Below are 11,985 nucleotides of genomic sequence, written 5' to 3' on the forward strand. Positions count from 1 at the left end.
TTACCTAATCGCTGCTCGGCAATCGGTGATGCTAGCATGATACGCCTATTTTTCTGGAATTTTCGCTCTTAGCCAACGGATATCACCCGTCCATGACCCCCTTTCGCTCTTACGCTTTCTTTCAGCAAGGCCGCATCGGTATTGGTGCACTGGCAGCACTGCTGGTGTTCGTCGGTGGTTTGGCGCTCGCGTGGTGGATCGTCAGCCAACCGCCTCGGGTCGAGCGTCGTCCGCCCCCGCCGCCAACGCCGCCGGTGGTCGATGTCATCACCACCGAACAGCGGCTGCAATCCCCCACGCTAGAGGGTTTCGGCCGCGTGGAAGCAGAGAAAGCCACCGAGCTTGCCAGCCGCGTAGCGGGCCAGCTCGAACGCTTTGGCGAGGGCGTGTTGCCTGGGCGAGTCGTGGAACAGGGCGAACCGGTGGCCTATATCGATCAAGCCGACCTGCGTTTGGCTCTCGAAGACGCCGAAGCTCAACTGGCGAATGCTCAGGCGCAGTTAGCATTGGAGCAGGCCGAACAGCAGCGCGCGCGCAGCGAGTATGAATCCTTTGGACGCCAACTCAGCGCCGAACGCCGCTCCCTGGTACTGCGAGAACCACAGCTTCGTCAGGCACAGGCCCAATTGACCCAAGCCCGCGTGGTGCGAGACCAAGCGGCGCTCAACCTGGAGCGTGCGACCTTGACCGCCCCGTGGCGAGCCATGGTCCAAGAGCGTTTGGTGGGCGCTGGCAGTCTATTGAGCCAAGGCACCGCCGTGGTGAGTTTGGTCGGCGTCGAGCAGTTCTGGGTGCGCGCATCACTGCCGGGGGAATCGCTGGACTGGCTGTCGCCGGGGGGCAGCGTCACGCTCTCCAGCCAAGGCTGGCCGGAAGGCGCTTCCAGAGAAGGCACCCTGCTCTCTATTTTACCCAACCTCGAAGAGAACGGCTTGCAGGCCCAGCTATTGATCGCCGTGGACGATCCGCTGGCGCTCGATCACGATGGCCCTGCCCTACGGATGGGCGATGTGCTGCGTGTGGCGTTCCACACCACCGCCGAAGAGCCACTGATCGCGCTGCCTTCGGCAGCGCTGCGCCCCGGCGAGCAGGTGTGGTGGGTAGACGACGAGAACCGCCTACAGCGCACTCAGGTAACGCTGGCCTACCGCGGCCAAGACGACGTGTTGGTGCGCAGCGGCCTGGCGCCCGGCCAACGGGTAGTGGTCGCGGGCCTTGCCCAGCCGCGAGAAGGTCAGGAAGTTCGCCTTCGCCAGCGCGGCGACACGCCCGCTCAGAATGAGGGAGCGGCTCGATGATGCGCAAAGGACCGTTGGCATGGATGGTCGATCATGGCGTTGCTCCTAACCTGTTGATGGTGCTGTTCATCGTCGGCGGTTTGATGGCGTCGCTGGCGATCAAAAAAGAGGTGTTTCCCGAATTCGAGACGGAAATCGTCCAGGTCACCATCAGCTATCCGGGCGCTACGCCAGAGGACGTCGAGCAGAGTTTGCTACTGCCGGTCGAGGCCGCCATTGCCGATGTCGAAGGCATCGATGAGCTAACCGCCAGTGCCAGCGAGGGCAGCGGGGTGGTCAGCGCTACGTTGATCGATGGCATCGACGTGATGCGGGCGTACCAGGATATTCAGCAATCCGTGAATGCCATCACTACCCTGCCCGCCGCCGCCGACCCGCCCCGCTTCACCCTGGCAGGCCGCTCACGCAGTGTGGTCAGCCTGCAGGTGTATGGCAGCGTTGGGTTGGCCGCTCTCCACGACGCCGCCGAGAGCGTGCGTGCCGAGCTGCAGGCCACGAGCGGTATTTCACGCGCAGAGCTCTCGGGCAATCGTGAGCGAGAGATTCAGGTGCATTTGGATGAAGAGGCCATCGAGCGCTACGGATTGGATCATCAGCAGTTGGCCAGCCGCATTGCCGAGGAGGCGCTGGATCTTGCCAGCGGCCAGCTCACTACCGCCGAAGGCGAGTGGCTGATCCGCTACCAAGGACGACGCAATAGCGCCGACGAGTTCGCCGAGCTGCCGATCTTGACCACCGCCCAGGGCGCTCCCGTGGTGCTGGGCGATATTGCCAGGGTCAGCGAGGGCTTTGCCGAAACCGACCGAGAGGAGTTCTACAACGGTTTGCCAGGGCTATCGGTGGACGTGTACCAAATCGGCGATCAGACCCCTACTAGCATTTCCAATGCGGTCTATGGCGAGCTGGAGCGACTACGCACCAACCTACCTGATGGCGTTCGCTTGGACGTGTCACGGGATAGTTCGGAGGTCTATGAGGACCGTCTTAGCCTACTGTTGAAAAACGCCTGGATGGGCTTGGCCCTGGTGCTGTTCTTGATGGCACTTTTTTTAGAGGCGCGGCTGGCCTTTTGGGTCACGCTCGGCATTCCCACGGCGTTTTTGGGGGCCATGCTGTTTCTACCCTGGGTCGGCGTGTCGCTCAATATGATGTCGATGTTCGCCTTCATCATCGCCCTGGGCATCGTGGTGGATGACGCCATCATGGTGGGTGAAAACATCTACAGCTATCGGGAGCAAGGCTATTCGCTGCGCGATGCGGCCGTCAAAGGCGCTCAAGAAATCGCCACCCCGCTGACCTTCGCGATTCTCTCCAATATCGTCGCCTTTCTACCGCTGCTATTTCTGCCGGGCTTTTTGGGGCTGATTTTTGCCACCGTACCGGTCGTCGTGATCACGGTGTTCATCATTTCTCTGGTAGAAGCGCTATTCATTCTGCCTGCCCACTTGGCGCATGCCAGCAAGCCCCGCCAAACGCCCGCCTGGCAGCGACCCATCGAAGCGGTGCGCCTGCGCATGCAGCGCGGCTTGCATCACGTTACCTACCGGCAGTTCGAACCCTTGTTGCAGCGCGCGCTCGACCAGCGCCTGCTGACCGTTTCCGTGGGAGTGGCCATTCTCTGCGTGACGCTGGCCTGGGCGATGAGCGGCCGGCTCGGATTCTCTCTGATGCCCCGGGTCGAGTCGGATCAGGTGCAGGCCAGCGTGACGCTGCCGATTGGCAGCCACATCAGCGTGAGCCGCGAGCTGAGCCAGCAGTTGCTCGACGCCGCCGAGCGGCTCAGCGAGCGAGAAGAGACGCTTAGTTTTCGCAGCACTCGTAGTCGTTTGGACGGCGAAAGCCTGGAAGTGCGTCTGGATATCGCGCCAGAAAGCCTGGACGCCTGGCCACCGTCACGTATTGCCCGGGAGTGGCGAGAGCTCACTGGGGATCTTTTAGGCGCGCAGTCGGTTCGCTTCGAATCTGATGTGGGCGGCCCAGGCAGCGGCGCGGCCTTGAGCCTACGCCTTTCCCACCCTGACACCCACGTCTTGGAAGCCGCCGCCGCCCGTCTGGCAGAACGACTTGGCGAGTATGGATTGACCGATATCGACAGCGGCTTGGGCGACGGAAAGCCTCAACTCGAAATGCGCCTATCCGCCGAGGGGCGCTCGTTAGGGCTGACCGGTAGTGACCTGGCTCAGGCGCTGCGCGGCCCGTTGCAAGGCGCCACGGCAGTGGAGCAGTTCATCGGTCGTCAGGAAGTCAGTGTGGAAGTGCGCCTGCCAGAGACGTCGCGTAACAGCCTTAGCGAGCTCTACCGTCTGCCGATCCGCACGCCGGACGGCATGAGCGTGCCACTCTCGAGAGTCGCCGATATCACACTGAGCCAGGCCTCCAGCAGCCTACAGCGGATCGATGGGCGGCGCATCATCACCGTCACCGCCGATTCCGAGGGTGACCAAGCGATTAATCAGGTAATCGCCACCCTGCAAGAAGAGGTGTTCCCAACGCTCAGCAACACTTGGCCGGGGCTCGAAGTGAGCATGGGCGGCCGACAGCAGGACACCGCCGACAACCTCGCCACGCTGCGCACCGCCATGTGGCTGATGCTCGCCGCGCTTTACGCGCTGCTCGCCATTCCTTTCAGAAGCTACCTGCAGCCGCTGCTGGTGATGGCTGCCATTCCGTTTGGCATCGTGGGCGCGGTAGGTGGGCATCTACTCATGGGCTTTGGGCTGTCGATCATCAGCCTATTGGGTATGCTAGCACTCTCCGGCGTGGTGATTAACGATGCGCTGGTGTTGATCGACTACGCCAACCGCAAGCGTCGTGAAGGCTTGGCCCCGCGAGAAGCCATCGTGGCGGCCGCAACCCGCCGCCTGCGGCCGATCATGATGACCACGCTGACCACCTTTTTGGGGCTTGCGCCGATGATTTTGGAAACCTCCCGTCAGGCTCGTTTTATGATTCCCATGGCGATTTCGCTTGGTTTTGGCATGCTGTTCGCCACCCTGATTCTGCTGCTGGTGGTGCCGTGCCTCTATCTAAGCCTGGAAAATCTGCGTGAACGGTTGAGCGCACCACACCCGCCTAGCCAAACGGATATGACCTAATGCGTAGATGGAGTCGACTTCGCCAGTGGCGACCGTCGCGGCTGGGGCTAAAGCTGTTCGTCGTGATTCTCAGCGTCAACGTCGCCATTGCGGCCAGCGTGTTTCTGGCCGTGTCGTACAGTATCGACCGCGGTTTTCTCGAGTACCTCAATCAAGCCCAAGAGCGGCGGGCCACGCTGCTCGCCGACGGGCTCATTACCCGCTGGGAGACCCAAGGCGACTGGGCATGGTTGGAAGCGTCTCCAGAGCGCTGGCCCTACATCGTCCGGTTCGAGTTAGGGCAAGAGCATCGTGATCGCCCTTCTCCCTTGGGCGAGGCACAAGACTTCGCGCTGCGCGATAGCGACGGTGAGTATGTGATACCGCCGACGGATACCCCGCGCGGCTCGATAGGCTGGCGCTGGCTGATGCTGTATAGCGATATGACCCCAAGCGGCCAGCGAGAAGCGATTGGCGCGCTGGGTTTTCGTCCACCGCAAGAGATGATGGAGCGCATGGAGAGCCGGTTTTTGGAGCGCCAGCAGCGCAATCTGGTACTCATCGTCATCTCGCTGGGGCTTGCCTCGCTGCTTCTAGCAGGAGGCCTCTCCTGGTGGCTTGGGCGACGTACCCGAGCGTTAGCCGGCGCCACCCTGCGGTTGACCGAAGGCGACTATCACACCCGCTTGCCAGAGCGCGGACGAGACGAACTATCGCGCTTGGCACGGGACTTCAACGTGCTGGCCGCCACGCTCGAAGCCAGCCGCGAAGCCCGCGCCCGCTGGGTCTCGGACACTGCCCACGAACTGCGCACACCGCTGGCCGTTCTGCGCGGAGAAATCGAAGCCATGCAGGATGGCATCCGCCCGCTCAACCAAGAAAATCTGGGGTCGCTGGCCCAGGAAGTGGCCCAACTCGAGCGGTTGGTGGCCGATTTACGCTTGCTCTCCCAAAGCGACGCGGGCGCGCTGGATATTCAGCTAGCCCCCATGAACCTCAGTGAGAGTCTGGAAAGTCGCTTGAACGATGCCGACCGTTGGCTAGAAGAGAGCGGCCTTTCACTGAGCACCGATCTGGCACCAGACGTCATGATACGTGGCGATGCCCAGCGGCTGCGCCAACTATGGAACAACTTACTGGACAACAGCTGTGCCTATACCCAACCGCCTGGTCAGCTAAGCGTCGCCCTGACCTGCGAACGCGACCACGCAGTGATTACTTGGCAAGACAGCGCGCCTGGCGTACCCCCAGAGGAGCTGTCACGATTGACCGAGCGGCTCTATCGTGTGGAGGGTTCCCGCAACCGCGCCAGCGGTGGCAGCGGCTTGGGGCTTTCCATTGCCAGCGCCCTCGTCGCCGCCCACGGCGGCACACTCACGCCTAGCGCTTCGCCCCTGGGCGGTTTGACCTGGATCCTCCGCTTACCGCTGCTAAGCGCCTCATAATCCGATCATAAGCGAGCCGATATGTCTCAGAGTGCTGCACACCCCGACGCTTCATCTCACGACGGCCTCACAGAGGATACTCCTCTACTGATCGTCGAGGACGAGCCCAAAATCGCCCGGCTCATGGCCGACTATCTGCAAAACAACAACTTCGCCCCGATCATCATCAGCCACGGTGGCGAGGTCATGCCATGGCTCACTCAACACGCGACGTCCCTGGTGCTATTGGACGTGATGCTGCCAGGTAAGGATGGCCTGACGCTCTGTAGGGAAATTCGCCAACAGTGGCCCACGCTCCCGATCATCATGGTCACGGCCAAGGTCGAGGAGGTCGACCGCTTACTCGGGCTCGAACTGGGCGCCGATGATTACATTTGCAAACCCTTTAGTCCCCGCGAAGTCGTCGCCCGGGTAAAGGCCGTGCTGCGCAGAAGCCAGGCCGCCGCTCAGGGCGATGCTCCGACGACCGTCAAACTCGCCCCGGTCACGCTGGACGAAGAGGGCTGGCAAGCGCTGGTCAATGGTCACGACCTGGGGCTCACGGCAGTGGAGTTTCAGTTACTGCGAGTCATGATGCAGTCGCCCGGACGTATTTTCAGCCGCGAGCAGCTGATGGACCATATGTACCGTGACAACCGCATCGTCTCCGAACGTACCGTTGACAGCCATATCAAGAAGCTGCGTAAAAAAATCACCGAAGCGCTACCCGAGCAGGAAATCATTCTCTCGGTGTATGGCGTGGGCTACAAATATCAGCCCGAGGGGTAAGCCGCTTCCCTAAGTGAAACCTGGCGATTCAAAAACGCAATGCCCGCTTCGATGGCACTGCCACGCAGCAGGAAGCTCGTGACATGGCCTCGCCCACGCTGTAGATAGAGTTCGCTAGGCGTTCCCTGGGCTTTCAACGCCGCGTAGAAGTCAGTGGCGTGGTCGACCGGCACGAGCTGATCCCAACTGCCGTGAAACAGAAAAAAGGGCGGTGCCTTCGCGGTAATCTGGCGTGCCGGAGAGGCCAATGCGTAAGCTTCCGGCCGCTCGGCCCGCGTCCCGCCGATAAAATCGACCACCAAGCGGCCATCGTCGAACTTCAGCAGATCACTGGGTAATCCTCCGGCCATGACCGCAGCCAAGCGTGCGTGCTCACCGCCGTAAGGATCTGCCAGCGGGCCGTCACTGCCCGCAAGCGCCAGCAGGCTGACCAAATGCGCGCCGGAGGAGAAACCGACACCGACAATGCGGTCGGTATCGATCTGCCATGTCGCGGCGTTCGCGTGTATCCAGGCCATGGCCTGCTGAAGATCGTGTAGCTGGGCGGGGAAGCGATAGTCGGGGGCAAAACGGTGTTCGATATTTACCGTCACGTATCCCTGAGCCGCTAACTGCTCTGCGATACGCTCCATATCCTCCGGCCCACGATTCCGCCAGCCGCCCCCATGCACGACGAGCGCTGCTGGGCGAAGCGCGCTGCTTTGCGTACTGGGGAGCAGCACGTGGGCACGTAAGGGTTCGGGCCACGCCTCTGGTGTATAGCGTTGGGGGTCCAGGCGGGTGAACGGCTGGGGCTCACGCAGGGCACTCTGCTCGATGGCAGGCTCACCCTGAGTGACTTGATGGGTGGCGCCGCAGCCGCTTAACCATAACGCAAGCGCGCTGAAGCCCACGATTCGTCGAAGACCAAGCATATCGGGCATGCAATTCTCCTTCTGACCATCGGTAGTGGCGTTTCCCCTCACCGCTCGATCGCCCCGTGTTCTCGTTGTCGAATTGTCTGAGCAAGATCACGGTTGTTGCACACTTTGTGCAACCGTTTTACACCAAGCCATTGAATACTGACATCGTCAAATTACCACGTATTCACCGATGAGGTATGCCATGAAGATGTCACTTCGCCAACTGTTTGCTCCCGCGTTTCTGGCCGTTGCCCTAATGCCACTCGCCTTCACTGCACAAGCGGACCATCACGACGGACAAGGCATGGATCGAGAAGCCATGAAAGAGCGCATGGAAGAGCGCCGTCAGGAGGTCTACCAGCGCGCGGAACTCAGCGAGGAGCAGCAAGCAGCGCTCGATGAGGCCCACGCCGAGCACCGTGAAGCCGTTCTGGCGCTGCGTGAAGAGCACCAAGCCCGAGTCGCCGAGATTCTCTCCGAAGAAGAGCAGCAGGCGCTCAGTAATGCCATGCACGAGATGCTCGCAGAATATCGCCAGGAGCGCGGCCATGGTGGTCATGGCAAGCGCGGCCACCACGATGATGCTGCCCACGAGATGAACGCTGAGTAAACCTCAATCGAGCAAGCGTTTATTTAGCGTCTAATACGCTCTTCGCGCCCAGCCTAGCTGGGCGCGTTTGTTTCTATACTCCTCTCATACGCGACCACCCCATCTCTCACCCTCGGCCAACGACTTGAAGCGAGCGTCTAAACCGCGTATTTTATTTGAACGTTCATTCAAAAATAACGTATTTTCTTCTTTGTCTTAACAACAGGAGTCCGCCTCCATGGCGAAAGACAACCCCGTCCTCCCCTCCCGAGACCGCTTGAACCCCGTGGTTTTCCACGGCAGTGTCGCGGGTATTCTCGTGTTCTTGATCATGACGATGCTGTTCACCGAGCAAGCAGGCGCCTTCTTCGATGCAGGTCTCGCCTGGGTGAGCGAAACCTTTGGCTGGTACTACATGTTGGCCATCGTGGCGTACCTGGTGTTCGTCATCCTCATTGGCATGTCCCGTTACGGCTGCATTCGCCTAGGACCCGACCACTCACGGCCCGAGTTCTCGTTACTCTCCTGGTCGGCCATGCTGTTTGCCGCAGGTATCGGCATTGACCTCTTGTTTTTCAGCGTTGCCGAGCCGGTCGCCCACTATTTGGCGCCGCCCGATCTAACTCCTGAAAGCCAAGAGGCCATGCGTAACGCCGTCGTTCAAACCTATCTGCACTGGGGGCTCTCCGGTTGGGGGCTGTACGTGCTGATGGGCATGGCACTGGCCTACTTCAGCTACCGCCACCGTTTGCCGCTGGCGATTCGTAGTGCGCTCTATCCGCTGCTGGGCAAGCGCATTCACGGCCCAATTGGCAACGCCGTGGATATCACCGCCGTGATCTCGACCGTATTCGGGATTGCCACCAGCTTGGGTATTGGGGTGATCCAGCTCAACTACGGCTTGAATTATATGTTCGACGTGCCGGAAACCTTGACGGTTCAGGTCATCTTGATCGCCCTGGTGGTCGTGCTTGCCACGATCTCGGTGGTGACGGGTGTCGAGAAAGGCATCCGCCGCCTCTCCGAGTTCAACATGCTGCTGGCTCTGGCGCTGATGCTGTTCGTTCTTTTCTCCGGTGACACCCTGGTGCTGCTGGATAAAGTGGTCAACAACGCTGGCGACTACCTCTCAGGCTTCGTTGCTGCCAGCTTCGATACTTACGCCTTTGCCGATGAAGGTGCCCAAGAGTGGAAAATGTGGTGGACCATCTTCTTCTGGGGCTGGTGGATCGCCTGGACGCCTTTCGTCGGGCTGTTTCTGGCGCGCATCTCCCGCGGCCGTACCATTCGCCAATTCGTGGCTGGCGCCCTGTTCATTCCGCTCTCGTTCATGATGGTATGGATGTCCATTTTCGGTAACAGCGGTATCGAACTGGTGGCCAACCAAGGCGTTGCCGAACTGGGCGAGCAGGCCTTGAATTCGCCACAGACCACGCTCTATACGCTGTTGGAGTACTACCCCTACGTGGGCATCACCGCTGCGGTCGTGACCGTTCTGGGGATCGTATTCTTCATTACCTCGGCGGATTCGGGTGCGCTGGTGCTGGCCAACTTCACTTCGATCTTGAGCGACGTGAACCACGACGCACCGGTGAAACTGCGTATTTTCTGGTCGGCCGTGATTGGCCTGATCACCGTCGCGCTATTGATGGCTGGCGGGCTGAACGCGCTGCAAAGCGCCGTGGTGATCACCGCGCTGCCGTTCTCGGTGGTGATCTTCGCCATCATGGTGGGGACTTACAAAGCACTGAAGTTGGAAGGTAGCAAAGCCGACGCCCGCCGCATGATTGCGGGCAGCGCGCCCGGCGGCGACTGGCGCGAGCGCCTGGACCGCGCGCTGGACACTTCCAACCGTGCAGGTGCCGCCGCCACCATCGAGCACTCGATTCGTCCGGCGATGACACAGTTTGCCCAGGAGCTCGAGAGCCGGGGCCAGACGGCCAACGTCACCGAAGAACAGGTCGAGGGGGAATCACTGCCCACGCTGACGCTGCAGGTCGACCTTGGCGACGCGACGAGCTTCGTCTATCAGGTTTGCCCGCACCGCATGCGCACACCGAGCTTCATCCCCGCAGACGATGACTTCTACGTGCGTTTGGACGTCTATTTGGCAGAAGGTGGTCAGGAAAAAGACCTTAACGGCTACACCCGGGGTCAAGTGATTGGAGACCTGGTGGCAGAGTACGAACGTCACCTACACTTCCTCACCCTGGCGGGCCAGCAAATGGGCCATGTCCAGGCTATGCCAGGCACCATCGGCGAACCGCCGGAGGATGCTCAGATGTAATGACATTCGCTCAATAAGAAACCCCGGTCACATCGACCGGGGTTTTTTGTGCTTTGCGTACTCGCGCGGCTTAGAAGAAGCCCAGCGGATTGATATCGTAGCTGACCAGCAGGTTCTTGGTTTGCTGGTAGTGCTCGAGCGCTACCTTGTGGGTTTCGCGGCCAACGCCGGATTTCTTGTAGCCCCCAAAGGCCGCGTGGGCGGGATACTGATGGTAGCAGTTAGTCCATACGCGGCCCGCTTGAATGCCACGCCCCATGCGGAAGGCGACGTTGATATCGCGGCTCCACACGCCAGCCCCCAAGCCAAACTCGGTATCGTTGGCAATCGCCAGCGCTTCTTCTTCGTCCTTGAAGGTGGTCACCGCCACCACCGGACCAAAAATCTCCTCTTGGAACACGCGCATCTGATTATTGCCTTTCAACAGCGTCGGCTGAATGTAGTAACCGCTATTGATGCTGTCATCCAACGTCTCTTTATTGCCCCCAGTGAGGAATTCGGCGCCCTCGTCACGGGCGATATCCATGTACGACATGATCTTGTCGAACTGCTCTTGGGAAGCCTGCGCACCTACCTGCACATCGGTATCCAGCGGGTTCCCACGCTTGATGGTCTTGGTACGCTCGATGACCTTTGCCATGAACTCGTCGTACATGCTCTCTTGAATCAGCGCACGCGATGGGCAGGTACACACTTCGCCCTGGTTGAAGAACGCCAGTACCAGCCCTTCGACCGCTTTGTCGATGAAGGTCGGCTCGGCGTTCATGATATCGGCGAAGTAGATGTTGGGGGACTTACCGCCCAGCTCGACGGTAGAGGGAATGATGTTCTCTGCTGCGCATTTCAGAATGTGTGAGCCCACGGGCGTCGAGCCGGTGAAGGCAATCTTGGCAATGCGCTTACTGGTGGCCAGCGCCTGACCGGCTTCTGCGCCGAAGCCGTTGACGATATTGAGTACGCCAGGCGGCAGCAGGTCGCCAATCAACTCGACCACTTTCAAAATGGAAGCAGGCGTCTGCTCGGCGGGCTTGAGAACGACACAGTTACCTGCCGCTAGCGCCGGGCCTAGCTTCCAGGCCGCCATGAGAATCGGGAAGTTCCAGGGGATGATTTGCCCCACCACGCCCAGCGGCTCGTGGAAATGGTACGCCACGGTATTGGCGTCGATATCGGCCGCTGTCCCCTCTTGGGAGCGCAGGCAGCCAGCGAAGTAGCGGAAGTGGTCGACCGCCAGTGGGATGTCCGCATTGAGGGTTTCACGCACAGCTTTGCCGTTGTCCCACGTTTCGGCCACGGCCAGCATTTCGAGATTCTGTTCGAGGCGGTCGGCGATTTTGAGCAGGATATTGCTGCGCTCTTGCACCGACGTTTTGCCCCAGGCCGGGGCGGCTTTGTGGGCAGCATCCAACGCTTTTTCGATGTCTTCCGCGCTGGAGCGGGGAATTTCACAGAACACTTTGCCATTGACTGGGCTAACGTTGTCGAAATACTGACCGTTCACGGGGGGAACGAATTCGCCGCCGATGTAGTTGCCGTAGCGCTTTTCGAACGATACAACCGAGCCCGCTTCACCTGGGTTGGCGTAGATCATGGTACTGCTCCTGAGTATTATGATTGTTAAA

The 11,985-nt window shown here is 60.3% G+C and carries 8 protein-coding genes; 6 read left to right on the forward strand and 2 right to left on the reverse strand.

Annotated features, from left to right (window positions below):
* Positions 1 to 92: 92 nt before the first annotated feature.
* Genes FRH_RS01835 through FRH_RS01850 form a run of 4 tightly spaced genes read left to right on the forward strand, consistent with a single transcriptional unit; the run spans position 93 to position 6,585 of the window.
* The gene (locus FRH_RS01835; protein WP_153842551.1) at positions 93 to 1,298 is read left to right on the forward strand and encodes an efflux RND transporter periplasmic adaptor subunit; all 1,206 of its coding nucleotides are present in this window, start codon (positions 93 to 95) and stop codon (positions 1,296 to 1,298) included.
* Positions 1,295 to 4,393, forward strand: a complete 3,099-nt coding sequence (locus FRH_RS01840) for an efflux RND transporter permease subunit (RefSeq protein ID WP_281997670.1) — start codon at positions 1,295 to 1,297, stop codon at positions 4,391 to 4,393. The genes FRH_RS01835 and FRH_RS01840 overlap by 4 nt, the downstream gene beginning before the upstream one ends.
* Entirely contained in the window at positions 4,393 to 5,817 is a 1,425-nt protein-coding gene (locus tag FRH_RS01845) for an ATP-binding protein (protein WP_239285517.1), read from the forward strand. Before FRH_RS01840 ends, FRH_RS01845 begins: the two co-directional genes overlap by 1 nt.
* Before the next feature lie 21 nt (positions 5,818 to 5,838).
* Positions 5,839 to 6,585: a response regulator gene (locus FRH_RS01850; RefSeq protein ID WP_219861665.1), complete on the forward strand. Its 747-nt coding sequence runs from the start codon at positions 5,839 to 5,841 to the stop codon at positions 6,583 to 6,585.
* Here the strand turns inward: FRH_RS01850 and FRH_RS01855 are convergent.
* Positions 6,570 to 7,508 (reverse strand): alpha/beta hydrolase, encoded by a 939-nt coding sequence (locus FRH_RS01855; RefSeq protein WP_219861667.1) that lies wholly within the window; start codon positions 7,506 to 7,508, stop codon positions 6,570 to 6,572. The genes FRH_RS01850 and FRH_RS01855 overlap by 16 nt on opposite strands.
* A gap of 181 nt (positions 7,509 to 7,689) precedes the next feature.
* Here FRH_RS01855 and FRH_RS01860 point away from each other — a divergent pair, with 181 nt between their 5' ends.
* Together FRH_RS01860 and betT are read left to right on the forward strand one after the other, a co-directional pair.
* Positions 7,690 to 8,097 carry a hypothetical protein gene (locus FRH_RS01860; protein ID WP_139526443.1) on the forward strand — a complete coding sequence of 136 codons (408 nt, stop codon included), beginning with the start codon at positions 7,690 to 7,692 and terminating at the stop codon, positions 8,095 to 8,097.
* Positions 8,098 to 8,314: 217 nt separating this feature from the next.
* Positions 8,315 to 10,363, forward strand: a complete 2,049-nt coding sequence (gene betT / locus FRH_RS01865; protein WP_219861670.1) for a choline BCCT transporter BetT — start codon at positions 8,315 to 8,317, stop codon at positions 10,361 to 10,363.
* Positions 10,364 to 10,433: 70 nt separating this feature from the next.
* Here the strand turns inward: betT and FRH_RS01870 are convergent, their stop codons facing one another.
* Entirely contained in the window at positions 10,434 to 11,954 is a 1,521-nt protein-coding gene (locus FRH_RS01870) for an aldehyde dehydrogenase family protein (protein WP_139526441.1), read from the reverse strand.
* Between the last annotated feature and the right edge of the window lie 31 nt (positions 11,955 to 11,985).

Origin of the sequence: Halomonas sp. A020 (assembly GCF_027943625.1) — a bacterium.
Classification (GTDB): Bacteria; Pseudomonadota; Gammaproteobacteria; order Pseudomonadales; family Halomonadaceae; genus Vreelandella; species Vreelandella piezotolerans.

Excerpts from the sequence above, each read along its gene's own strand:
- FRH_RS01835 (WP_153842551.1), top strand. The coding sequence starts at position 93 with ATGACCCCCTTTCGCTCTTACGCTTTCTTTCAGCAAGGCCGCATCGGT.
- FRH_RS01840 (WP_281997670.1), top strand. The coding sequence starts at position 1,295 with ATGATGCGCAAAGGACCGTTGGCATGGATGGTCGATCATGGCGTTGCT.
- FRH_RS01845 (WP_239285517.1), top strand. The coding sequence starts at position 4,393 with ATGCGTAGATGGAGTCGACTTCGCCAGTGGCGACCGTCGCGGCTGGGG.
- FRH_RS01850 (WP_219861665.1), top strand. The coding sequence starts at position 5,839 with ATGTCTCAGAGTGCTGCACACCCCGACGCTTCATCTCACGACGGCCTC.
- FRH_RS01855 (WP_219861667.1), bottom strand. The coding sequence starts at position 7,508 with ATGCCCGATATGCTTGGTCTTCGACGAATCGTGGGCTTCAGCGCGCTT.
- FRH_RS01860 (WP_139526443.1), top strand. The coding sequence starts at position 7,690 with ATGAAGATGTCACTTCGCCAACTGTTTGCTCCCGCGTTTCTGGCCGTT.
- betT (WP_219861670.1), top strand. The coding sequence starts at position 8,315 with ATGGCGAAAGACAACCCCGTCCTCCCCTCCCGAGACCGCTTGAACCCC.
- FRH_RS01870 (WP_139526441.1), bottom strand. The coding sequence starts at position 11,954 with ATGATCTACGCCAACCCAGGTGAAGCGGGCTCGGTTGTATCGTTCGAA.